The organism is Tianxiuia mixotrophica, from assembly GCF_050596425.1.
In the GTDB taxonomy this organism is placed as follows: domain Bacteria; phylum Bacillota; class Clostridia; order Peptostreptococcales; family Acidaminobacteraceae.
Map to the genome: position 1 here is coordinate 632,906 of NZ_CP192292.1, position 23,722 is coordinate 656,627.

Sequence of the window (23,722 nt, forward strand, 5' to 3'; positions counted from 1 at the left end):
CAGTGACAAGAACAGGTGGCAGCGATGGAGCGGTCACAGTGGACTATGCTGTAACAGGTGGCACAGCCACAGGGTCAGGGACAGACTATACCCTATCCAGTGGAACACTGAGTTTTGCGGACAGTGAAACAAGCAAAACCATTACGGTTTCCATAGTGGATGATGGTACATACGAATCAGATGAAACAGTTGAAGTGACCTTAAGTAATGCCACAGGTGGTGCGAGTCTTGGCACAGATACCGTGGCGACCTTGACCATAACAGATGATGACGCCCTACCAGGCACATTACAATTTGACCCAACCACAGCCAGTGTGGCAGAGGATGGTAGCACAAAAGACTTAACAGTGACAAGAACCGGTGGCAGTGATGGAGCGGTAACAGTGGACTACGCTGTAACAGGTGGCACAGCCACAGGGGCAGGGACAGACTACACCCTAGCCAGTGGAACACTGAGTTTTGCGGACAGTGAAACGAGCAAAACAATAACAGTGAGTATTGTTGATGACAGCACTTACGAATCAGATGAAACAGTTGAAGTGACCTTAAGTAATGCCACAGGTGGCGCGAGTCTTGGCACAGATACTGTGGCGACCTTGACCATAACAGATGATGACGCCCTACCAGGCACATTACAATTTGACCCAACCACAGCCAGTGTGGCAGAAGATGGTAGCACAAAAGACTTAACAGTGACAAGAACAGGTGGCAGTGATGGAGCGGTCACAGTGGACTACGCTGTAACAGGTGGCACAGCCACAGGGGCAGGGACAGACTATACCCTAGCCAGTGGAACACTGAGTTTTGCGGACAGTGAAACGAGTAAGACAATAACAGTGAGTATTGTTGATGACAGCACATACGAATCAGATGAAACAGTGGAAGTGACCTTAAGTAATGCCACAGGAGGCGCAAGTCTTGGCACAGACAAAGTGGCGACCTTGACCATAACAGATGATGACGCCCTACCAGGCACATTACAATTTGACCCAACCACAGCCAGTGTGGCAGAAGATGGCAGCACAAAAGACTTAACAGTGACAAGAACCGGTGGCAGCGATGGAGCGGTCACAGTGGGCTACGCTGTAACAGGTGGCACAGCCACAGGGTCAGGGACAGACTATACCCTAGCCAGCGGAACACTGAGTTTTGCGGACAGTGAAACGAGCAAGACAATAACAGTGAGTATTGTTGATGACAGCACATACGAATCCAGCGAAACAGTGGAAGTGACCTTAAGTAATGCCACAGGTGGTGCGAGTCTTGGCACAGATACCGTGGCGACCTTGACCATAACAGATGATGACACGGCACCCGTGGCAGGTGTTATTCAGTTTGATCCAGCCACTGACACAGCCAGTGAAGATGCTGGCACAAAAGACTTAACAGTGACAAGAACCGGTGGCAGTGATGGAGCGGTCACAGTGGATTACGCTGTAACAGGTGGCACAGCCACAGGGTCAGGCACAGACTATACCCTAGCCAGTGGAACACTGAGTTTTGCGGACAGTGAAACGAGTAAGACAATAACAGTGAGTATTGTTGATGACAGCACATATGAATCCAGCGAAACAGTGGAAGTGACCTTAAGTAACTCTACAGGAGGCGCAAGTCTTGGCACAGACAAAGTGGCAACACTGACCATAACAGATGATGACACGGCACCCGTGGCAGGTGTTATTCAGTTTGATCCAGCCACTGACACAGCCAGTGAAGATGCTGGCACAAAAGACTTAACAGTGACAAGAACAGGTGGCAGTGATGGAGCGGTCACAGTGGACTACGCTGTAACAGGTGGCACAGCCACAGGGTCAGGGACAGACTACACCCTAGCCAGTGGAACACTGAGTTTTGCGGACAGTGAAACGAGCAAAACCATTACGGTTTCCATAGTGGATGATGGCACTTATGAATCAGATGAAACAGTGGAAGTGACCTTAAGTAATGCCACAGGAGGCGCAAGTCTTGGCACAGACAAAGTGGCAACACTGACCATAACTGATGATGACACGGCACCCGTGGCAGGTGTTATTCAGTTTGATCCAGCCACTGACACAGCCAGTGAAGACGCTGGCACAAAAGACTTAACAGTGACAAGAACCGGTGGCAGTGATGGAGCGGTAACAGTGGACTACGCTGTAACAGGTGGCACAGCCACAGGGTCAGGGACAGACTACACCCTAGCCAGTGGAATACTGAGTTTTGCGGACAGTGAAACGAGTAAGACAATAACAGTGAGTATTGTTGATGACAGCACATATGAATCCAGCGAAACAGTGGAAGTGACCTTAAGTAATGCCACAGGTGGCGCAAGTCTTGGCACAGACAAAGTGGCAACACTGACCATAACAGATGATGACACGGCACCCGTGGCAGGTATTATTCAGTTCGATCCAGTTACAATCAGTGTTGGTGAAGGTGAAAGCACAGCAGAATTGACTGTAAAAAGAACGGATGGCAGTGATGGTGCAGTCTCTGTAGACTATGCTGTAACAAGTGGTTCAGCCATAGGCCTGGGAACAGATTACACCTTAACAGACGGGACACTGAATTTTGCAGACGGAGAAACGAGCAAGGTTATTGAAGTCATTATAGTTGATGATGCCATTGAGGAATCCAGCGAAACCATAGAAGTAACCTTGAGTGATGTGGCAGGCGGTGCGAGTCTTGGCACAAATAAGAGTGCCACAGTAACCATTACTGATAACGATACGGCTCCAGGAACAATTCAGTTCACAAAAGTCAACGTAAGTGTTTCAGAAAACGCTGGAACGGCAAGTCTCCCTGTTGAGATGACAAGCACCAGTGACGGTGCTATAAAAGTTGATTACGCTGTAACAGGTGGAAACGCGACTGGTTCGGGTGTTGATTTTAGTCTGCCAAGTGGAACGTTAATCTTTAATGCTGGTGAAACGAGCAAAACAGTCAGCATAAGTATTGTTAATGACTCGGTTTTTGAGTCAGACGAAAAGATTATTATAACGCTGAAAAATCCAACATCAGGTTTTACCATAGGGGCGAATAAATCAATCACAGTGACCATACTGGCTAACGACACACCACCTAAGAATAGTGGATCAAGTAATAATGATAACAATGAATCTAATACCAATGAATCTGATACCAATAATGACACGACTAATAATGACAATACATCTAACACCATTATAAAGGTCAATGGTAAGACAGAGAATGTTGGGACGGAGAGCGTGAACCGTGTAAATGGAAAAGTGACTAGAACTGTAATCATCAATCCAACATTGGTTGAAAACAGGATCAAGTCCAGTGTGGCTTCGAACCAGACACGGGATAATTTCATTGAAATTCCAATTGAAGATAGTACATCGTCGCAGGTGAAAGTCTCGCTGACAGGAGATATTGTCAAGCTCCTTGAAAGCAATGATTTTACAGTAAAGACAAGCCGAAATATGCTTTCTTACAACATACCGGCAAAAGAATTTTCGATTGATAAAGTGGCTCAGAGTATGGGGATAGACCAAGACAAGCTTGAGTCTATCGAGGTTGATATTGTGATCACTCAAAGTGATGATGATATGGCTCAGGCATACGAAAACGAGATTATCAAAAACAATTCTGTGCTTGTTACAAAACCAGTTGAGTTTGAAATTCTTGCACGCACACGGGATTCAGAGGGCAATGAACAAGAAACTCGTATCACAAGATTTAACGATTATGTGGATCGGGTTATGGAAGTGCCAGAGGGGGTTGATCCTGACCAGATAACAACAGGCATTGTTTTCAATACTGATTTAACCTACAGCCATGTGCCAACCATAGTTTACGAAGAGGATGGTAAGTATTACACCAAGCTCAATTCACTGACGAACTCAAGTTATTCTGTTATTTGGCATCCGGTGGTTGTTGAAGCAACAAAAGGCCATTGGTCAGAATCCATAACAAATGATATGGCCTCGAGACTCATCCTCATGGACTACGAAAACTACGATCCAGATAAAGCTGTGACACGAGCTGAGTTTACAGATTATTTGGTGAGAGCACTGGGACTTTTAAGAGACCTAGATGAAAAAGATGTGGCCTATGAAGATGTTGGTATGGATCATCCATATTCTAAATGCATTGCTATTGCAAAAGATTGGGGTATAATCAGCGGTTACCCAGACAACACATTCAGACCAGACGAAAAAATCACCCGTGAAGATGCCATGTCCATCTATGCATCAGCAATGAAAATGACTGACTGCAAGGCAGGATCCCTCAATAAAATAACAAACTATGAGGATCTGGCTGAAATTAGTGCTTATGCCCTAGATGACGTTAGAACTGTGGTAAACAGTGGCATATTTAGTGGAAGAACAGAGACACATTTATCACCAAAAGCCAGTCTGACCCATGCGGAAAGCTTAGCAGCTATAAGAAACCTCCTCATTAAATCGGAGTTAATTCAGTAATTAAAATTATATTGCCACGATACCATGTGGGACATTCCTGCTTAATAGAAATAGAGCTGTGATTAGTGGGGGTTGACCTATATGGTATTGCGGCGATCAGTCAATGACATTTGGAAAAAGACTGTAAGTTTAAGACACTTGTAGAAAGATTGATTCATGGATGAATGAGTTATATGAGGACTTCCCTGGATTGAAATTTCTATTAAATGTATAGCGACTGCAAGCAAATATGATTTGCATGTTGTCTAGTGTGATGTTTCCAACAGAGAAAAGGCATGGTTTGAAAGGAGTAAAAATATGGAACCAATCTTAGGTCAAATTCAATTATTCCCTTTTGGGTTCGCACCAGAAGGGTGGGAAGGATGCGTAGGACAAATTCTTCCAATTAGAGATAATGAAGCCTTATACGCAGTTCTTGGACTAACGTATGGCGGTGATGGGCGAAACACTTTTGGATTACCAGACTTACGAAATGCAATCCCTATTGATGGCATGTGGTACTGTATTTCAATGGAAGGTATGTTCCCAAGGAGAAGTTAGAATGGTTTGGTATTTGAAAAATTACTGGTTATAGCACCGACAGATACCAAAGGTGTTCAAGAATAAAAAATATGGATAAAAGAGTTTAAAAACAATAAAAAGAGGCGAGAAAATGCCTGCTAATAAAGGAGAGATAAAACATGGACCCGATTTTAGGTGAAATTCAATTATATGCATTCACATTTGGCATGCAAGACTGGGCAAGATGTGAAGGACAAACTCTACAAATCAGCTCATATCCAGCCCTTTATTCCCTACTGGGAGCAAAATATGGTGGTGATGGCCGTGTAACATTTGCCCTGCCTGATTTAAGAGGTGCTGAACCTATACCTGGCATGGCATATCATATTGCTATGAAAGGTATGTTTCCACAAAGGTCTTAAGGAGGCGGTTCAAAATGTCAAAAAATATTGTTTTAAATAGTCGACTTTATTCTAGTCACAGCGTAATACCCTTCACTCCAGATAGAACCACTGACGGTTCAGGCCATCCTTTGAGTCGGTGGCTCTGTGGAGAGGTGCCTTGTTGGTTGGCTATTGATGCGGGTCAACAAACAACTGTCAACAGGTGGGTTGTGTATCAAATGGGGGGGACAGTGGAGGTTGCCTGAGTACAATATGAATAGTTATTCCCTAGAGGGCAGTAATGATAGTAGGAACTGGGATGTAATAGATAGCGTAAGCGGTAATACTTCATATGTTACAGATGAAGACTTTACACCTGCTACTTATAGGTATTTTCGAGTACATGTTCATAGTGGACTTAATGTGAATCCCCAAATGGCATCTATTGAAGAATTTCAACTTTATTCAGTGCAACCAACAAGTTCGCTGTTGACAAATATTATCTTAAGTCATGGCACCTTAAGTCCAGGTTTTGCATCGACTACATATAATTACACCACAACAGTACCTTTTGGCACATCAGCCATTGCGGTCATGCCAACGGCAGAAGATCAAAATGCTACAATCAAAGTGGATGGGAACACGGTAGAAAGCGGTACATCTTCACAAGCCATTCCTTTAAACGATGGAGAAACAAATATTCAAGTGCTTGTCACGCCAGCGGTGCCTGGAACGGACAGTACCTACACTATAAAGGTGAATAAGGGAAGCAATCCATATCTAAGTGAGATCGTTATCAGTGGATATATGGGTAAGCCAGTGACAATCAATCCAACCGATGGAACTTTTGATTACACTGCAACAGTGCCATCAAATGCTTCAAGCATTAAGGTTAAACCGACAGCTCAAGACTCTACGGCTGAAATCAAGGTGAATGGTCAAACTGTAGCAAGTGGAGATTCATCACCAGCGATTCCAATGAATTCAGGTGCAAACACTGTGACCATTACAGTGCAACCATCATCAGGCGGTTCAGCGGTACAGTACAATCTAACAATCAATAAATAATGAAAGAAAGACCTAGATCATCCCTATATCATAGATAGATATTTAAGCAGGTCATCTATATACGGCGTAGGGGTGATTTTTCCATGAAATCTTGAAAGCTTAGTTGGTTCATATATAAGTCATTAGGAGTTGGTGTGCTATGAAGAAAAGTCACAAAATTCAATTAAAGGAGTATACAGATGTCTTGCTGAAGTCTGAAATCAGATATGATGAACTGAAAGAGGCTGTTGATGCTTCCTATGACCTGTATAGAAGTGTCTCGGGATTAAGAGAAGACGCACCTGCATCACGAGAAGCGGTATTTTTACCGACTGGAAAAGCCATTGATTCCTTTGAAGCGGGGATGTGTGTGAAGGAATTCATGCGGACTAAGAAATTTGTTGCAGGCCTTTATGAGGCGATCCTCGAAGCGCAAAACAGATTTCCAAATAGGAAAATACATATTCTATATGCAGGCACTGGACCTTTTGCAACCTTGATGCTGCCCATGACATCGATTTTTTCGCCGGATCAAATTAAATTTACTCTACTTGAAATAAATAAACACTCCATTAACTGTTTGAAAAAACTTATCACTGAGTTTGATGTTTGGGACTATGTTCAGGATATTGTTGAGACAGATGCCAGCATGTATTCACCAGATAAATCTGAATCCATCCATATTTTTCTTACAGAAACCATGCAACGCGCATTAAATAAAGAACCACAGGTCAGTATAACTTTGAACTTAATTGATCAAATCGAAGAAAATGCAATTATGATTCCTCAGAATATTAGAATTGATGCAGTTCTTTTTGACCATAAGCGAAACAAGCAGAGAATGTTTGGAGTAGAAGGTGCTAAAGACGACTATTATGAAGTGTTAGGCAGGGTCATTGATTTTGATAGGGGGATGGCAAAAATGCATGGTGCAAGCTATAGAGAGAATAGAAGAAACTATACCCTCCCAATTGTTACTATAGAGTTTCCAGAAAAGATTGATCAAAGATTTTCTTCAATAAAATTAATGACACAAATCCATGTTTACAATGAACATGTTCTTTCCTATTATGAAAGCTCGCTAAACCTACCAGAAAAACTCCTTGTCATTGAAGATATAGAAAATCTTCCAAAACATTTAGAGTTACAGTATGTTATCAGCGATATACCTAAGTTTAAGATTGTAAACAGGTCTTGAAAGGTCATTCAAAAATAAAATTTAAACAGTAAAATTACAGTTGCCATAACTGTATTTCAGGTGCTTGCAAAATTACAGGTCTATACCCTTGCTATACCATATATATATTTAAGAGTTAAAAATTTTATATGTGGTATAGCAAGGGTGCTTGAATGATATTTTGCAAGTCGCTCATTTAAGAAAATAGATTAAAAAACATGCCCCGAGGTGCGTTCGTTAAAAGACCTGTGAATCCACCAAGGGGCTGTTGCTATACACATGTAATTAAATTATGCGAAATACCTTCTCAATATACTCACTTTTCTAATCAAACTCACCTGGGCCTTTTCATAAAGCGATCAGAGTTTCTTTCAAATCCATATTTCTCATATAGATTGTGAGCATCTTTGGTGGCAAGAACACCTAATAGCCCATCAAAATCTTTGGTATGCATTATGGTTTCCATGAGTTTTTGTCCATATCCTTTTGCGCGAAAATTTTCATCAATAATAATGTCACAGATCCAAAAAACTGTGCTGTAGTCAGTGACAACACGGCCAAAGCCAACCAGCTTCTTATCAATATAACAGGTATAGCATATGGAGTTTTCGATGGAACTTTTTATAGATTCACTCGTTCTATCACTTGCCCAGTACGATTGACTTAGTAAGTTTTTAACCGCTGGGACAGAGATGTCTGCCTGGTTGATTTTAATTGTAAATTCCTTTGTATTCATATTTTCCTCCCATTTTCACATTGATTGACTGTAAAAATTGCCCTTAAAGTCTTGGTTGAACTCAAGTTGCGCCCTAGATGATCTCATATAGTAGGTATGTAAACTTTGTGTAAGTCCTTTTGCCTTAGTTTACGAAAGTCTAAAAACTGGTACAATTATAAAAAAGTAAAACTGTACTAGTACAAAAAGGGGGGAGGGCTTATGGCAAAGCCAATAAGATACACTGATATAAAAAACGAAATACTAAAATATATTGACACAAAGTCAGTGAAGCCTGGTGAAAGATTGCCATCCATCAGATTTTTCGCTAGTAGACTAAAATCCAGCAAGACAACTGTTATGCGTGCTTATAAGGCGCTTGAAGATGATCATCAAGTCTACGCCATACAAAATAGTGGATACTATTATATAGGCAAAACGAATCAAGAAAGAGAGCATGGGAAACAAATTATTAATTTTCGTTTGGCCGTACCTGAGAAAAAGCTTATGCCTTATAAGAGTTTTGAACACAGTATAAAGAGGGCTGTGGAGGTGTATAAGGGGGATTTGTTTACCTATGGTAAAAGCGAGGGGCTCCGAGAACTTAAACTGGCATTAAGAAAGCATTTAATGAAAAGGCAGGTTTACACTGACGTTGAGAAAATTCATATAACAAGCGGAGGGCAGCAGGCACTCTACCTACTGTTAAACGTTCTAAAAAGCTCTGAAAAGAGAATAGCTATTGTTGAGGAGCCCACCTATTCTGGCCTATTAAGGCTTATAGAGAGAAGCAATTTTAAATGCATAGGGGTGAAAAGAACACATGACGGGCTGGATTTAAAGGAACTAGAGAACCTATTCCAAACCGGTCAGGTTTGTTTTTTTTATACGGTGCCCAATTATCATAACCCCCTGGGATCATCATTAACATCAAGTCAGAAACAGGCAGTTCTTAAGCTGGCTCAGACCTATAACGTGGAAATAATTGAAGATGACTATCTGGGTGATTTAAATTTGGACCCTAAGAATTTTCCCTTGCATTATTATGATACACAGGACAGGGTCATTTATATATCGAGCTTTTCTAAATCCTTTATGCCTGGCATTCGTATTGGGATGATGGTTCTACCAAAACGCTTTAAACAGATATATTTGCTAGAAAAGCACGCCTGTGACATTTGCACATCGGTTTTAGCTCAAGGGGGATTACAGTTATTTATTGATTCAGGCATGTATGAAAATCATATTAAAAAGGTAAGGGCTAGGTATACAGAAAAAATGAATCGGTTACGAAAATATCGCGACATTCTTTGTTCATTTGGGGTCAAGGTATATGTTCCCCATACAGGCATATTTGTATGGATGGAACTGCCTATAGGCATGAATGCCCACCACCTGGAAAATCAATTGTATGAAAAAAATATCCACGTCTATAGCGGCAGGCATTTTTTTATCAACTCAATATCACAGAAGAATGCTATCCGCTTATGTCTTGCCAATGTAAGCATCGAAGACCTGGATCAGGGCTTAATGGGCATTGTCCACGAAATAAAAAGCACAATGTCCTCTTTGCCTGTTTAGAAAGTTAGAGAAAGAGAATAAGATAATTAGGCACATGGTTGAAAAAAAATTGCAAAACTATGAATATAAATTGAAGGATATTCACAAAGTATAGTAAAATAGTATTATAGACCCATAGGGGGTATAAAATACATAGTTTGACATGAGATATTTGTGCTTGTAAAAGCAGAGAGATATATTGCTCGAAAAACGGGTATATAAACACTTGAAGAAGCCTAATATGGAATTGGGAGGTCTAGTTATGAATAAAGACGAAGGTATTTTGCTGGAGAGTGGAACGGGTGAAGTGGAAATTTTAGAGTTTACCGTAAAGGGTGAGCATTATGCAATCAATGTGGTAAAGGTAAAAGAAATCCTTCACATTGACAACATTGCCAAAGTACCAAATGCCCATCCGGCGGTTCCAGGCATTTCTTTGATTCGTGGTGACGTTGTGACTGTCATTGACATGCGTCAAGTCCTTGAGAATGAAAGAAATGGCAATGTAAGCAAAAGCATGACACTTGTATGTGAATTTAATCAAATGAAAGTGGCATTTGCTATTGATGAGGTTCTAGGCATCACTCGTATAGGATGGGATGATATTAAAAAGCCATCCTCCATCACGAGCTCTAGCCTTGTTATTGGTAACATCAGTCTAAATGACAGACTTCTGATGCTTCTCGATTTTGAAAAGATCGTAATGGATATTAGCCCTTCAACTGGGATCAACTTAGAACGTGTGAAAGATGTGGAATCAAGAGATAGAACCAAGTATAAACTTCTTCTTGCAGATGATTCCCCAATGATTCGTTCCGTGCTTAAAGATACTTTGGAAGCGGCTGGATTTAGAGATATGCGCTTCTATGACGATGGTCAGCAGGCTTGGAATTATCTAGAGGACTTGGTGGAAAACAAGGGTGAGAATTTCAAAAATGATGTTCACCTATTGATTACAGATATTGAAATGCCTCAGCTTGATGGTCACACACTGACGCGGCGTGTAAAAGAACATAAGATACTCAAGAAACTGCCTGTGATCATATTCTCGTCACTTATTACAGGGGATTTGAAACATAAGGGGGACTCTGTTGGAGCAGATGCCCAAATGTCAAAACCTGAAGTTGGAAAGCTGGTATCACTTGTTGACTCGCTCCTGACTCAATACGAATTCAAGTAAAATAACCTTAGACTCAAAGAAAAATTAGCAGTCCATTACGGCTTGTCATCAAGTTGTAGTGGACTGTTTTTGTTTGTGAGTTTGCTTGATTTTAGAGAAAAAAGCCTGGTCGATATATGAGGCTCTTTCAAGGCAATACTTAACTTTTCTATCTTCCTAGAGGGAGATGTTATCTGTATTGCAGAGGAATTTATAGGAAAAATTGCAAGTCGCTCAATTGTAATAATTGCTGTAAGCACTGGAAAATACACAATGTGTATAAAGCTCCTGACCTTTTAAGAAAATCTTAATAAACTTCTCACATAGCATTAATATGTGATCTATAGAATAAGAGTAGATCAAACCAAGAAAAAGGTTAACAGGAGGATCGTTATGAAAAAGGTTATGATTCTAACAGCTTCGACTGGTGAAGGTCATAATGCTGCTGCAAAATCACTTCAGGACAAGTATGAAGAAAAAGGCTATATCACATATAAAGTTGATTTTTTAAAAGAGTCTTCTTCAGTTATGAACACCCTTGTTGCTGATGGGTACCGCGTCATAGCGCAAAATTTTCCGAATGTGTATGGGATTATGTATGAAACCGCTGACAGAAAGAACTTTAATAAATTGACGCGTGGTGGCTATTACACCATTGAACGACGTATTATAAATAGACTAGAAGAAGTGAAACCGGATATAGTGATTGCTACCCACCCATTTGCAGTGGGGCTCATAGATCATTTAAAACGTAAGAATAAGGCCGATTTCAGATTCATGCAAGTTGTAACAGATTTTAAAGCCCACTATTCTTATATTTCTAGCAATGTGGATGCCTATATTACAGGCAGTGAGTATACGAAGAAAACCCTCATTGAAAGAAATGTGCCAGAAGATAGAATTTACCCCTATGGCATCCCTGTCAATAAAGAGTTTCAAGAGCATTCAGACCCACGATATATACGTCCAGGTCTGAATAAAAGATTTCATGTCCTCGTCATGGGAGGCAGTATGGGATCAAAAGATATTTACAAGGTTGTTGAAAGACTCGTGGTGGACTCAGAAAATTATTATTTAGATGTCGTATGTGGCAGGAATAAAATACTCTTTGACACCCTCACAAAAAAATACAACCATGCTATATGCGCTGGAAAAATAACAATACATGGTTTTACCAGAAAAATTCCAGAAATGATGGACGAGGCAGATGTAATTGTGACAAAACCAGGAGGTTTGACGACCACTGAAGCCCTTTCAAAAAAACTGCCGATGATCATCCCCTTTGCCATACCTGGACAGGAACAAGAGAACACAGACTTCCTTGTAAAAGAAGGGGTTGCCATTCGAGTGGATGAGATTGAAAGTCTGCCAGACCGGCTTGAATATCTAAGAAAGAACCCTCGACTTTACAATAGAATGGTTTCCAATATGAAACGTATATCAGACAAATATTCAATAGATAAAATAGTAGATCTTTCTGAAACGCTGATTAGTGAAAGAGGACAACCCTATAAGCGTTTGGCGTTAAGGTAAGGAGTGAAATATTTTGAAATGTGATGTATTAATACTGACAAGTGCCTTTGGAAATGGGCACAATAGTGTTGCATCTGCAATACGAGAGCAGTTGCTTGACAAGCAGCCTGGCCTGAAAATTACAACAGAAGACATTATGGATATATCGACACCAAAGGCGAAAAATGTTTTCTTTAACATATATACTTTACTTACAAGAAGTCATCCATCCGTTTATAATTTCTTTTACAAAATCAAAAAAGACATTCCCAACAACGCAATGGATGAGGTTCTATACAATATTTACTTAAAGCGTGTAGGAGATTATATAGAAGAAAGCAGTCCCAAACTGATCATATCAACATTCCCTTTATGTAGCGGTTTTGTTTCAAAGGTCAAAGAGAGATACGGCATTGATGTGCCCCTTATCACAGCCATCACAGATGTGGTGGACAGTTGGGAATGGATACACAATAAAACGGATATGTACTTTGTACCGTGTAAACGCGTTGGTGAGAAGCTTGTCCTAAAAGGCATTGATGAAGACAAAATAAGAATCACTGGGATTCCGGTCAAAAAAGAGTTTTTAAGCAGTCAACGCAATGAGAAAAATTTCAGACAGGTTCTTATAATGGGAGGTGCCATGGACAAATTGGGCCTAAACCCCTCCTTGCTCGAAAAACTCAACAAGATTCCAAACACTCGAACCATTGTTGTAACAGGGAAAAATGAAGACCTTTATGCAAGACTTACAGAAGGTGTGTCATTTGACAATGTGGAAGTATTGGGATATACAAAAGATGTGGCAAAGCTCATGGATGCATCTGATCTGGTCGTTACTAAACCGGGTGGTGTGACGCTCTTTGAAGCCATTAATAAAGAAATTCCTGTTATACTGAAAAGTTCTATGGTGGGACAGGAAGAAGAAAACGTAAACTTTATAAAAACAGCTGGAATAGGTATCTTAATTGAGGGAGAAGGCTCACTCTACAACCAAGTCGAGCATGCCCTAAATGATCCAGACAGCTTGATGAGCCTCAGAAAGAATATAGAAGAAATTAAAACAGAAATGGAACCACAAAAGCTTGGAGCCTATGCCCTCGAGCTAATGTAGGTGGTGGATGATATGAAGCAATTTATAAAAAGTCATATTAATATGATTGTGCTTGTGGCCCTTTTGACAGGGACATTTTATGCTATATTTTCTAAGCTGGATATGACCAACTTTATTGAGACCGTGAGGAAAAGTGATCCACGGTTTTTACTTGGCGGGCTTGTGTGCATGCTCGTTTACTGGGGAATTGAGGCTGGAATTCTAGATATTCTTTTAAAAAGGGTTTATCCTAAAACCAAGTTCTGGACAGCCCTTAAAATTACACTGGTGGGCCAGTATTATAGTTTTCTAACCCCCTTTGCCAGTGGTGGACAGCCAGCACAGCTTTATGAAATGAAGAAGGATGATATTCCTATGACAGGTGCAACGGCAGTCCTTGTCAGCAAGTTTATTCTGTTTCAGGTGACTGTGACAATTTATGCCCTGATACTCACCCTTTATAAGTTGCCTATGATTATGGGCAATTTAGAGAAAGCGTCGACATTTGTTTTTATAGGTCTATTCATAAACACATTTGGCCTTGCTGTCATCATTATGATTGCTTTTAATTCAGATAAAATGAAGGGCATATTTAAAAGCCTGATTCATTGGTTGCATAGAATTCACCTTGTTAAGAAACCAGAAAAGCGTATAAAAAAACTCATAGAGTTTGTTGATGAATACGATGCGTGTATTAAAACCTATAAGGATGATTGGAAACTCACCCTGGCTATGTTCGGGGCATCCGTTTTACAAGTGACAGCCTTTTTCTCTATAACATTTTTTGTGTATAGGGCTCTGGGGCTTAGCGGGGCATCCGTTTATCATATTATTACACTTCAGGCCCTACTTTATATGGCAATTGCCTTTATACCTTCTCCAGGGACTGTAGGGGCTGCTGAAGCTGGATTTGCTATGCTTCTAGGTTCCGTCTTTTCATCAAATATCATAGCGGTGGCCCTGCTTTTATGGCGAGGCATTAGCTATTATTTTGGTCTTGTTGTATGTGGTCTATTCACCTTCTACCTCTACTTATTCGATAAGAATCGTGACAAAGGGTTTACCCAGGTGGCATAGACGCACTGAAAACACTATATAGAAATTCACTACCCACAAACCTAGAAATAGGCCTTGTGGGTTTTTCTATGTCTTGTAAATGACATGCTCATAGCAAGAGGGGTCTGATAGAGGGCTGCCTTATTTTTTAATGGGTCATGGAGACAATAATATTTGATAAAGACAAACAAACGGTCTCAAAGTTTTTTGAAAGGGTGTAGAAATCATAAAAATCAATAAGGCTGAAAGTAGATTTAGGATTATTTAGAGTAAAAGAAGCAACTATTGTGTATGTATGGGATGTCTGCCGAATGAATTTTTCAGAATTGAAACTCAATATATTAAATTTAATAATTAGTATTGACTTCACTTTTCTTTAAAACTATAATAAATCGTGCAAAAGTTTAGTAAGAATAAACAGTCACGCCTATAATAGTGAGCGTGAAATGAGAATAAGATGGGAGACGACATGAGAATCGGTGAAAAAATCAAACGATTACGACTCGAAAACGGACTGACCCAAGAAGAACTGGCCAACCGGTGTGAGCTTTCAAAAGGCTTTATTTCACAGGTTGAACGAGACATGACATCACCCTCAATTGCAAGCCTTGTCGATATACTTGAAAGCTTAGGGACCAACCTTAATGAATTCTTTAGTGAAAATGAAGAAGAAAAGCTTGTTTTCACCCCAGAAGATGCCTTTGAAAACATCGACGAAGAACTTGGCTACATACTGGACTGGGTTATACCAAACGCTCAAAAAAATGCGATGGAGCCTATTCTTTTAAAAATACAACCAGGTGGCAGTTATCAGGAAGACACACCGCATCAAGGGGAAGAATTTGGCTATGTCATGCAGGGCATGGTTCAGGTAAAACACGGGAATAGAAAGTTCAAAGCAAAAAAAGGCGATAGCTTCTATTACAAGTGCAATGCCAATCATAATGTTATTAATATTGGAAAATCAGTTGCGAAAATTATCATGGTAGGAACCCCACCTAATTTTTAGCAGGCACACATAAACCATAGGACGTAATAATGAAGGGGAGTGGAACTGAGAGATGAGTTCAAAAATCATCCATGGTGTAAATGTCGTAAAAGAGTTTGACGGCACGCGCGTTGTCGATGGGATTGATTTCTGGGTGAAGCCGGAAGAATTTCTGACAATTCTTGGACCGAGTGGATGTGGTAAGACCACAACACTTAGAATGATTGGTGGCTTTGAAACACCAACATCGGGTCAGATCCTATTTGACGGTAAGGACATCACACAAATACCACCATATCAACGACAAATCAACACAGTGTTTCAGCGGTATGCACTTTTTCCGCATATGAACATTTATGAAAATATAGCTTTCGGACTGCGTATAAAAAAAGTTCCTGAGGCTGAAATAAAAAATAGAGTGGAAAAAATGCTCAAGCTTGTTGAACTCAATGGTTTTCAAAACAGATCGGTCCGCTCCCTATCGGGGGGACAGCAGCAAAGAATTGCCATTGCAAGAGCCCTAGCGAACGAGCCAAAGGTCCTTCTTCTTGATGAACCCCTTGGTGCTCTTGACTTGAAACTGCGTAAGGAAATGCAGTATGAACTCAAGTCCATGCAGCAAGAACTGGGGATCACTTTTATATATGTCACCCATGACCAGGAAGAAGCCCTGACCATGTCAGACAAAATTATTATCATGAACGATGGCCGTATTCAACAAATTGGATCACCAACGGATATATACAATGAGCCTGAAAATGCCTTTGTGGCGGACTTTATAGGCGAGAGCAATATCATTGATGGCATTATGCACGAAGACTTCATGGTGTCATTTGCCGGAAGCACATTTACGTGTGTGGACTCAGGCTTTGGGAAAGATGAACCTGTCGACGTGGTAATTCGTCCTGAAGACATTCTGCTGACTAAGCCAGAAGATGGAATGATTCAGGGTGTGGTGGACAATGTTATTTTTAAAGGTGTTCACTACGAAATGATCGTTATGCAGGGACAAACAGAATGGATGATCCATTCCACGGATATGGTGGAAGAAGGGTCTGATGTAGGCATGCGATTTGATCCAGACGAAATACATATTATGAAGAAGGTGAAGACGAATGCTTAGAAGATTCAGCGCCATGCCATATGTATTTTGGAGCGCTGTGTTTATTATCATTCCGCTCTTACTGGTGGCAGGCTACTCAATTACAATGCGTGATCCTGATACAGGAAATGTTGTTATGACCCTAGAGAACTTTCAGAAGTTTGTGGACCCCCTCTATTTAAAAGTCTTATGGAGGTCTGTGAGACTGGCCGGAGAAGCAACTTTGATATGCCTCATTTTGGGGTATCCGATGGCCATGATCTTGGCGAAAATGCCAGCAAAAACCCAGAGAATAGCAGCACTTCTCTTTGTACTCCCGATGTGGATGAACTTTCTTTTAAGAACCTATGCGTGGATGTTTATTCTAGGGAAAACAGGTATTGTCAATCGGATTTTGGTGTTCTTTGGACTTCCAGCGGGAAATTTTCTTTACAATGAGGGCGCTGTCCTTCTAGGCATGGTTTATAACTTCCTGCCCTTTATGGTGCTTCCAATTTATACTGTTCTCACCAAGATTGACAGTTCCATTGTAGAAGCTGCAGAAGATTTAGGCGCCAATGCCATAACTGTATTTAGACGAATTATTGTCCCACTTTCCATACCGGGCATTATATCCGGCATAACCATGGTCTTTATGCCAGCGGTGTCCACATTTGTTATTTCTGCCCTCCTTGGCGGTGGACAGTTCATGCTGGTTGGTAACCTTGTTGAACAGCAGTTCCTCTTAGTGAACAACTGGCACTTTGGTTCGGCAATATCCATGATCCTCATGGTGCTCATACTTATATCTATGGCCGTTTTAAACAGATATGATACGTCAGAAGTTAAAGATGGCGGGGTGAGTATGATATGACAAAATGGGCAAAGCGAATATACACAGCCTTGATATTTCTATTTTTATACGCCCCAATCATTGTGCTGATTGTTTTTTCATTCAATGCAGGAAAGTACAGTGGCAACTGGGAAGGATTTTCTTTTAGATGGTATCAGGCTCTAGTGGAAGATAGAAGCATTATGAAGGCCCTATACTATACACTGACAATAGCCTTATTAAGTTCTGTTATAGCAACAATTATTGGGACCTTTGCGGCCTTTGGAATACACCACATGCGACCTGTGAAAAAGACAGTCATGCTCAATGTGAACAATATTCCAGTGCTAAATCCAGACATCGTAACTGGTGTGGCTCTTATGACCCTATTTGGTTTTGCAAAAATGCGGTTTGGTGTGAGCACAATGCTTATCGCCCATATAACATTCAATATTCCATATGTTATATTGTCGGTCTTACCCAAACTCAAGCAACTACCGCAAGATGCCCTTGAAGCAGCAATGGACCTGGGGGCAACACCCTGGTATGCCTTTAGAAAGGTTATACTGCCCGAAATACTGCCAGGCATAGTAACAGGCTGTTTAATTGCCTTTACCCTGTCAGTGGATGATTTTGTCATCAGTTTCTTTACCACAGGAAATGGTGTCACGAACCTGTCTATAGCTATTTTTGCCATGGCACGTCGTGGTATAAAACCTGTTATAAATGCACTATCAACGATTATGTTCGGTGTTGTCCTCGGCCTGCTTCTTATTATAAATGCACGCTCGGGCAATGTTACGGAACTTGATGTGTAAAAGACGATAAAAGCAAGATTGACAAATGAAAAAGAGAATTAATTGGAGGGATAATCATGAAAAAATTTACATCGCTGTTACTTGTGTTTGTACTGACTTTGTCAGTGCTTGTAGGATGTAGCGGCCCGGAAGATGATCAGGTCACACTGAATGTCTACAACTGGGGAGATTACATTGATGAAAGTATTCTAGAAGACTTTGAAGCGGAAACAGGCATCAAGGTAAACTATGAAATGTTTGCAACGAATGAAGATATGTACGTTAAGCTTAAGCAAGGTGGCACAAACTATGATGTGGCTTTTCCATCAGATTATATGATTGAAAAAATGATCAAGGAAGATATGCTTCATAAAATTGACCTTGAAAAACTAGAAAATTATAAGCTTATTATGGATGAGTTCAAGGGTCTGGATTTTGATCCAGGTGAAGAGTACTCTGTGCCTTACATGTGGGGAACAGTGGGTATTCTTTACAACAAAAGCATGGTGACTGATCCAGTGGATTCATGGGACATTTTATGGGATGAAAAATACAAGGGCAATATTCTTATGATGGATTCCCAGCGTGACACATTGATGGTGGCCCTGAAAAAACTAGGCTACTCCATGAACACTAGAAGCACAGAAGAACTTGAACAAGCAAAAGAGGCTCTTATTGAGCAAAAACCTCTTGTTCTAGCTTATGTGGGTGACAATGTGAAGGATATGATGCTTTCAGAAGAAGCGGCTATGGCTGTGGTATGGTCAGGTGAAGCCATGCAGGTTATGATGGAAAAAGAAGGTTACGACTACGCTTATCCAAAAGAAGGCACAAATCTCTGGTTTGACAGTGTCGTAATCCCTAAAACATCAGAGCATGTTGAAGAAGCACATATGTTCATTGACTTCCTCAACCGTGAAGACATTGCCCTGAAAAATGCTGAGTACATTGGCTATTCATCTCCAAATGTGGGGGCAGTGGAGCAAATATCTGAAGACATTAAGGCCATGAGCGCAGCCTATCCAGACATGGACAAGCTAAAGAACTCAGAAGTTTTTCTTGACCCAGGTGACTTTATTGAAGAGTTCAACCGCGTTTGGACAGAACTAAAGGCTCACTAAATAAAATTCTACAATCAACCACCCTGTCGAGAGCATCGGCAGGCTTAAAAACCCTCGAAGTCTCTTCGAGGGTTTTATATATTTACAGGGATTGAAAAGGGTTTTATTGGATTGTCACGAATTGATATTAAGTGGCTAATACTGTATCTTGGAGTAGGATTCTAACTGAAATGTTACCCTTTCACCAGTGTAAAACCATATTATAGAACTAGTACAATAAGGAAAGTGAAATGTGAAAAGTAAAAAAAATTAATGGAGGCCGAAAGTGAAAAGAGTAAAACTTATGGGGCTTCTCATTCTTTTGGCTGTTTTCAGCACAGGTTGTATCGGGACAAACACATCTGTCCAGGGGCTTCTTAAACCCCCAAAACTTCCTGTCAAGCTTGAGGAAATCAAGCAAGTGCTTGAAGAAAAGTATGAGACCGAGCTCGAATACATAAATCCAATAAAGGGTGACCACACCAATTCAACACAGTTCGTGGACCTAGACGGTGACGGTGTGGATGAAGTTCTTGTCTTTCATAAACTGGAAAGAGATGCAGAACCCCTTCGTGTCACAGTCCTGTCTAAGACAGAAACTGGCTGGATTATTGATGAAGGCATCAAGGGCATAGGTTTTGATATCAGCCGAGTGGAATACAGTGACATCAATAAGGATGGCATCTTGGAAATCTTGGTTGGATGGCAGGGCGGCAACACAACGAAAAAAGGTCTGACAATTTATAGATACAGCGGTGGATCTATAGAAGTGGCCTTTGATACATCTTACACAGAGTTTGCCATTGGAGATATGACCGGGGATGGGCAACTTGAGCTCATCATCATAGACCTAAACCGCACAGAAGGTATATCAATGGCGACAATCTATGATTCAGACTTTACCTACCTGGATGAAGTCCAGATGGAAGGCTTTATAAACGGATACTACAACACGGTTATGGGCATGGCGGCAAAAGACCAGCTGGGACTTTTTGCAGACGCTTCATCAGGGGCCCATTCAGCCTTTACAGACCTTCTGGTATACAAGGATGGACAGCTTGAAAATGTCTTCTACGATTCAAAGTGGAGACTGGTAAACAAGACCTACAAGGCTTATCCTGCGGATTCAACCGATGTGGATGGAGATGGCATTATTGAGATTCCACTTCTAAGATCACCTCTTGGCTATGAGGGCAGTTCCATGGCAGAAACAGAGTGGATCACAACTTGGTATAAGTGGGATGGTAATTCCGGCCTCATATTTAACTCTGAGAGTTATGCCAATGGAAGGCTGGGCTTTGAGTTTCATTTTCCATTCAGATGGAAGCAAAACATAACAGTTGGTATTGCAAGAGACCAGCTTAACCATGTAACGCTCTATCATGTGGACTCTTACTCTAAAGACCAAACGCCTGTGGTGGAATTTGTTGTGGCAGACAGAATTAAGGTGGAAAGTGGTGTTTTATCATACACGTCCGATGGATATTCTGAACTGGCAAGAACCCTAGACCGGGTATATTATGCAAGGGTTCACGATTTATCTGAAAATGAAGAACTGGCCCGCATTGGAGTGACATTTGAAGAAGTGAAATCCGGTTTTAGACTGGTAAAATAATAATCTAGAGGTGATATATATGGCAAATATACTGATTTTAGAAGATCAAATAGAAATACGAGATTTTGTGGTTATTAATGTTAAACGTGCAGGACACAAGGTTTTTGAAGCTGAAACAGGTGAAAAAGCACTGGAAATTTTCGAAGAAAATGATATTGATGTGGCTGTTCTTGACGTCATGCTGCCTGGCATCACAGGTTATGAAGTGTGTGAACGCATGAGAACGAAAAATAAGTATGTTGGAATTATTATGTTAACAGCCAAATCGCAGGAACAAGATAAACTTACAGGTTTAATGAGTGGTGCAGATGACTACATGACAAAGCCATTCAGTCCTAAAGAACTTGTGGCAAGGGTAGATTCTCTGCTTCGCAGGGTGAACCTGCTTAAAGATGATAAGTCAGAAACCTTCGAAGGCGGACCTTACAAAATAGATTTTGAAGCCCGTCAAGTTTTCAAAAACGATGAAGAGATTGATTTGACCCAGCTTGAGTTTGCCATTGTGAGCCTTCTGGTTAAGAATGCAGGCAAATCTCTGAGTCGAGAGTTTATCCTTGACAATGTATGGGGAGAAAATTTCTTTGGTAGCTTTAAAATAGTGGATGTCAACATCAGACGTCTGCGTCAAAAGCTTGAAGATGATCCTTCAAATCCAGAATATATACTGACTGTTTGGGGCTACGGCTACAGGTGGCGAAAGGAAGACTAAGTATGACCGGAATTAAAAAGCGGTGGGTTAGGAACTATATCCTAATCATACTATTCATCGCCCTGGCTGTACTGGGAACATTCCTCTTTACGATTCAAAGATTCTATTACAATTTGGCATATGAGAGTCTTTACAATCGCATGAATGTGTCTGCTGGCTTTTATACAAAGTACACAGAGACTCAAAAGCTCAGCCTGGATGAAATTGGACAACTTATACTTCGAGATTATCAAGACAAGGATGTTGCAGAACTTCAAATACTAAAGCCTGATGGATCTGTTCAAAATTCGTCAACAGGCTTCACGGCCAACACGAAAATAGACAGTGGGGACTATCATGACGCCCTTACCGGCAAGCAAGGTTACTGGGTGGGAAAGAATGCCTTAACGGAAGAGCGGGTCATGGGTGTGAGCACCCCCTTAAAAGATGACCATGGGAATATAATTGGTATTCTTCGCTATGTTTCATCCATGCAGGAAATCGACATGCTCTTATACCGGTATCTCATGTACTCAGCGGTTATACTCGCTGGCATCATTGTTATACTGCTTATACTCAGTTTGACATTCAGTCGGTCTATTTTAACCCCAATCAATGAAATCACCATTGCTTCAAGAAAAATGGCAGAAGGAAACTTTGATGAAAAGGTCCCAGTAATTTATAAGGATGAACTGGGAGTCTTAGCTCAGACCTTGAACTCCATGGCCGATGAAATTCAAAAGACAGAACGATTGAAGAATGACTTTATATCATCAATATCCCATGAAATAAGAACCCCCTTAACTGCGGTTGCAGGTTGGGCTGAGACCATATTAACAGGTGATTTATCCGACCGTGATGAAGTGGAAAAGGGTCTTCAGGTGATTATGCGAGAAACGGGTAGACTTTCTGACATGGTTGAAGAGCTTCTCGATTTTTCAAGGATTGAAAGTGGTCGTATGACCCTTCATTCTGAACTTTTTGACCTTAGAACGGAACTGTCAGACATTGTTGAAATATACAAGGCAAAAGCAGACAAGCATGGCGTTGATCTCTTTGTCTCCCAGCCAGATGGCAGAGCTCCCGTTATTGGGGACACCAATAGAATACGTCAAGTTATTATTAATATTGTCGACAATGCCGTTAAGTTTTCTCCTCAGGGCGGTGTCATACAGATTAACCTAACGGTTTCAGATTGGATTGTTCTTGATATTATTGATGAAGGCTCGGGAATTTCTGAAGAAGATTTAGAAAATGTCACAAAAAAATTCTACAAGGGATCCTCAAAAAGATCAGGAAGTGGCCTTGGACTGGCCATTTCCGATGAGATTGTTAGACTTCATGGTGGAGAGTTACGCATAACAAGTGAAGTGGACCAGGGCACAACAGTGCAGGTATTACTTCCATATGGAGAACCTGAACAGGTAGAAGGATAATATGCCATGCTTTTGAAATATTACCTTGATATTTCTCTAGGCTCAATGGGTATAGTATATGAAAAATATTAAAATGGAATGCTATGCTATTTAAATGGACAGTCTTAGTGGATGGACTTATAATACGGTTTGTTCAAAATAAGAAGGGGGACAAGATATGAATGCACTTTTTCTGATACTCAATGATGTGTATCTACTTGAAGAAGTACACGAAATCATGTACCAGTGCGGAGTTGGTGCCACAACGATTGACAGTCGGGGCATGGGCAAGGTTCTGGTGGACAACGAAGTGGATATCAGCATGTTTACAAGTATGAGAAGGTTGCTAGAAGGCAATAAGCCTTATAATAAACTCATTATAAGTGTCATTCGTGATGATCAAAAACTTGATCTTGTCATTAAAACCCTTCAGGAAAAAATCACAAACATCTATGAAAACGGCATTGGATTTATGTTTGTGGTGCCAGTGAGTGCATGTTATGGCTATAAACTGGAAGAGAACAATTCAAGAACAGCAAAGACCAGATAAAAAGACACTGGGGATGTTGAAAA

21 protein-coding genes are annotated in these 23,722 nt (G+C 40.8%); 20 read left to right on the forward strand and 1 reads right to left on the reverse strand.

Annotation, left to right across the window (positions count from 1 at the left end):
- Nucleotides 1–2 precede the first annotated feature (2 nt).
- The 6 genes from ACQ4KW_RS02885 to ACQ4KW_RS02910 all read left to right on the forward strand — a co-directional run bounded on the left by ACQ4KW_RS02885 (nt 3) and on the right by ACQ4KW_RS02910 (nt 7,559).
- The gene (locus ACQ4KW_RS02885) at nt 3–4,430 is read left to right on the forward strand and encodes a Calx-beta domain-containing protein (RefSeq protein WP_430885034.1); all 4,428 of its coding nucleotides are present in this window, start codon (nt 3–5) and stop codon (nt 4,428–4,430) included.
- Between the two features lie 297 nt (nt 4,431–4,727).
- Nucleotides 4,728–4,970: a phage tail protein gene (locus ACQ4KW_RS02890; protein ID WP_430885035.1), complete on the forward strand. Its 243-nt coding sequence runs from the start codon at nt 4,728–4,730 to the stop codon at nt 4,968–4,970.
- A 140-nt stretch (nt 4,971–5,110) separates the two neighbouring features.
- Nucleotides 5,111–5,353: a phage tail protein gene (locus ACQ4KW_RS02895; RefSeq protein ID WP_430885036.1), complete on the forward strand. Its 243-nt coding sequence runs from the start codon at nt 5,111–5,113 to the stop codon at nt 5,351–5,353.
- A gap of 14 nt (nt 5,354–5,367) precedes the next feature.
- Nucleotides 5,368–5,580: a hypothetical protein gene (locus tag ACQ4KW_RS02900; RefSeq protein ID WP_430886618.1), complete on the forward strand. Its 213-nt coding sequence runs from the start codon at nt 5,368–5,370 to the stop codon at nt 5,578–5,580.
- Nucleotides 5,510–6,382: a cadherin-like beta sandwich domain-containing protein gene (locus ACQ4KW_RS02905; protein ID WP_430886532.1), complete on the forward strand. Its 873-nt coding sequence runs from the start codon at nt 5,510–5,512 to the stop codon at nt 6,380–6,382. The genes ACQ4KW_RS02900 and ACQ4KW_RS02905 overlap by 71 nt, the downstream gene beginning before the upstream one ends.
- Before the next feature lie 139 nt (nt 6,383–6,521).
- Complete coding sequence (locus ACQ4KW_RS02910) at nt 6,522–7,559, forward strand: phytanoyl-CoA dioxygenase (RefSeq protein WP_430885037.1); 1,038 nt, start codon at nt 6,522–6,524, stop codon at nt 7,557–7,559.
- Nucleotides 7,560–7,872: 313 nt separating this feature from the next.
- On the opposite strand, the gene ACQ4KW_RS02915 is transcribed toward ACQ4KW_RS02910, so the two are convergent.
- Nucleotides 7,873–8,274 (reverse strand): GNAT family N-acetyltransferase, encoded by a 402-nt coding sequence (locus ACQ4KW_RS02915; protein ID WP_430885038.1) that lies wholly within the window; start codon nt 8,272–8,274, stop codon nt 7,873–7,875.
- A gap of 201 nt (nt 8,275–8,475) precedes the next feature.
- Here ACQ4KW_RS02915 and ACQ4KW_RS02920 point away from each other — a divergent pair, with 201 nt between their 5' ends.
- The 14 genes from ACQ4KW_RS02920 to ACQ4KW_RS02985 all read left to right on the forward strand — a co-directional run bounded on the left by ACQ4KW_RS02920 (nt 8,476) and on the right by ACQ4KW_RS02985 (nt 23,699).
- Nucleotides 8,476–9,834, forward strand: a complete 1,359-nt coding sequence (locus ACQ4KW_RS02920; protein WP_430885039.1) for a PLP-dependent aminotransferase family protein — start codon at nt 8,476–8,478, stop codon at nt 9,832–9,834.
- A 241-nt stretch (nt 9,835–10,075) separates the two neighbouring features.
- Nucleotides 10,076–10,993: a chemotaxis protein gene (locus ACQ4KW_RS02925; protein ID WP_430885040.1), complete on the forward strand. Its 918-nt coding sequence runs from the start codon at nt 10,076–10,078 to the stop codon at nt 10,991–10,993.
- Nucleotides 10,994–11,365: 372 nt separating this feature from the next.
- Nucleotides 11,366–12,505, forward strand: a complete 1,140-nt coding sequence (locus tag ACQ4KW_RS02930) for an MGDG synthase family glycosyltransferase (protein ID WP_430885041.1) — start codon at nt 11,366–11,368, stop codon at nt 12,503–12,505.
- Nucleotides 12,506–12,518: 13 nt separating this feature from the next.
- Nucleotides 12,519–13,598, forward strand: a complete 1,080-nt coding sequence (locus ACQ4KW_RS02935; RefSeq protein ID WP_430885042.1) for an MGDG synthase family glycosyltransferase — start codon at nt 12,519–12,521, stop codon at nt 13,596–13,598.
- Nucleotides 13,599–13,610: 12 nt separating this feature from the next.
- Nucleotides 13,611–14,654: a lysylphosphatidylglycerol synthase transmembrane domain-containing protein gene (locus ACQ4KW_RS02940; protein ID WP_430885043.1), complete on the forward strand. Its 1,044-nt coding sequence runs from the start codon at nt 13,611–13,613 to the stop codon at nt 14,652–14,654.
- 448 nt (nt 14,655–15,102) lie between these two features.
- Nucleotides 15,103–15,642 carry a helix-turn-helix domain-containing protein gene (locus ACQ4KW_RS02945; protein ID WP_430885044.1) on the forward strand — a complete coding sequence of 180 codons (540 nt, stop codon included), beginning with the start codon at nt 15,103–15,105 and terminating at the stop codon, nt 15,640–15,642.
- A 52-nt stretch (nt 15,643–15,694) separates the two neighbouring features.
- Entirely contained in the window at nt 15,695–16,744 is a 1,050-nt protein-coding gene (potA, locus tag ACQ4KW_RS02950; protein WP_430885045.1) for a spermidine/putrescine ABC transporter ATP-binding protein, read from the forward strand.
- Entirely contained in the window at nt 16,737–17,576 is an 840-nt protein-coding gene (locus ACQ4KW_RS02955) for an ABC transporter permease (RefSeq protein ID WP_430885046.1), read from the forward strand. The genes potA and ACQ4KW_RS02955 overlap by 8 nt, the downstream gene beginning before the upstream one ends.
- Entirely contained in the window at nt 17,573–18,352 is a 780-nt protein-coding gene (locus ACQ4KW_RS02960) for an ABC transporter permease (protein WP_430885047.1), read from the forward strand. The genes ACQ4KW_RS02955 and ACQ4KW_RS02960 overlap by 4 nt, the downstream gene beginning before the upstream one ends.
- A 56-nt stretch (nt 18,353–18,408) precedes the next feature.
- Nucleotides 18,409–19,452, forward strand: a complete 1,044-nt coding sequence (locus ACQ4KW_RS02965) for an ABC transporter substrate-binding protein (protein ID WP_430885048.1) — start codon at nt 18,409–18,411, stop codon at nt 19,450–19,452.
- A gap of 265 nt (nt 19,453–19,717) precedes the next feature.
- Nucleotides 19,718–21,046, forward strand: a complete 1,329-nt coding sequence (locus ACQ4KW_RS02970; RefSeq protein ID WP_430885049.1) for a hypothetical protein — start codon at nt 19,718–19,720, stop codon at nt 21,044–21,046.
- 19 nt (nt 21,047–21,065) lie between these two features.
- Nucleotides 21,066–21,755 (forward strand): response regulator transcription factor, encoded by a 690-nt coding sequence (locus ACQ4KW_RS02975; RefSeq protein ID WP_430885050.1) that lies wholly within the window; start codon nt 21,066–21,068, stop codon nt 21,753–21,755.
- Between the two features lie 2 nt (nt 21,756–21,757).
- Nucleotides 21,758–23,170, forward strand: a complete 1,413-nt coding sequence (locus tag ACQ4KW_RS02980) for a sensor histidine kinase (protein ID WP_430885051.1) — start codon at nt 21,758–21,760, stop codon at nt 23,168–23,170.
- 157 nt (nt 23,171–23,327) lie between these two features.
- Nucleotides 23,328–23,699 (forward strand): P-II family nitrogen regulator, encoded by a 372-nt coding sequence (locus tag ACQ4KW_RS02985; RefSeq protein ID WP_430885052.1) that lies wholly within the window; start codon nt 23,328–23,330, stop codon nt 23,697–23,699.
- The last annotated feature ends 23 nt before the right edge of the window (nt 23,700–23,722 follow it).

What these genes read in the sequence shown, in the direction of transcription:
- ACQ4KW_RS02900 (WP_430886618.1), top strand. Translation starts at nt 5,368, where the DNA reads ATGTCAAAAAATATTGTTTTAAATAGTCGACTTTATTCTAGTCACAGC.
- ACQ4KW_RS02920 (WP_430885039.1), top strand. Translation starts at nt 8,476, where the DNA reads ATGGCAAAGCCAATAAGATACACTGATATAAAAAACGAAATACTAAAA.
- ACQ4KW_RS02910 (WP_430885037.1), top strand. Translation starts at nt 6,522, where the DNA reads ATGAAGAAAAGTCACAAAATTCAATTAAAGGAGTATACAGATGTCTTG.
- ACQ4KW_RS02895 (WP_430885036.1), top strand. Translation starts at nt 5,111, where the DNA reads ATGGACCCGATTTTAGGTGAAATTCAATTATATGCATTCACATTTGGC.
- ACQ4KW_RS02980 (WP_430885051.1), top strand. Translation starts at nt 21,758, where the DNA reads ATGACCGGAATTAAAAAGCGGTGGGTTAGGAACTATATCCTAATCATA.
- ACQ4KW_RS02940 (WP_430885043.1), top strand. Translation starts at nt 13,611, where the DNA reads ATGAAGCAATTTATAAAAAGTCATATTAATATGATTGTGCTTGTGGCC.
- potA (WP_430885045.1), top strand. Translation starts at nt 15,695, where the DNA reads ATGAGTTCAAAAATCATCCATGGTGTAAATGTCGTAAAAGAGTTTGAC.
- ACQ4KW_RS02905 (WP_430886532.1), top strand. Translation starts at nt 5,510, where the DNA reads ATGCGGGTCAACAAACAACTGTCAACAGGTGGGTTGTGTATCAAATGG.
- ACQ4KW_RS02890 (WP_430885035.1), top strand. Translation starts at nt 4,728, where the DNA reads ATGGAACCAATCTTAGGTCAAATTCAATTATTCCCTTTTGGGTTCGCA.
- ACQ4KW_RS02975 (WP_430885050.1), top strand. Translation starts at nt 21,066, where the DNA reads ATGGCAAATATACTGATTTTAGAAGATCAAATAGAAATACGAGATTTT.
- ACQ4KW_RS02960 (WP_430885047.1), top strand. Translation starts at nt 17,573, where the DNA reads ATGACAAAATGGGCAAAGCGAATATACACAGCCTTGATATTTCTATTT.
- ACQ4KW_RS02965 (WP_430885048.1), top strand. Translation starts at nt 18,409, where the DNA reads ATGAAAAAATTTACATCGCTGTTACTTGTGTTTGTACTGACTTTGTCA.
- ACQ4KW_RS02985 (WP_430885052.1), top strand. Translation starts at nt 23,328, where the DNA reads ATGAATGCACTTTTTCTGATACTCAATGATGTGTATCTACTTGAAGAA.
- ACQ4KW_RS02915 (WP_430885038.1), bottom strand. Translation starts at nt 8,274, where the DNA reads ATGAATACAAAGGAATTTACAATTAAAATCAACCAGGCAGACATCTCT.
- ACQ4KW_RS02930 (WP_430885041.1), top strand. Translation starts at nt 11,366, where the DNA reads ATGAAAAAGGTTATGATTCTAACAGCTTCGACTGGTGAAGGTCATAAT.
- ACQ4KW_RS02925 (WP_430885040.1), top strand. Translation starts at nt 10,076, where the DNA reads ATGAATAAAGACGAAGGTATTTTGCTGGAGAGTGGAACGGGTGAAGTG.
- ACQ4KW_RS02955 (WP_430885046.1), top strand. Translation starts at nt 16,737, where the DNA reads ATGCTTAGAAGATTCAGCGCCATGCCATATGTATTTTGGAGCGCTGTG.
- ACQ4KW_RS02945 (WP_430885044.1), top strand. Translation starts at nt 15,103, where the DNA reads ATGAGAATCGGTGAAAAAATCAAACGATTACGACTCGAAAACGGACTG.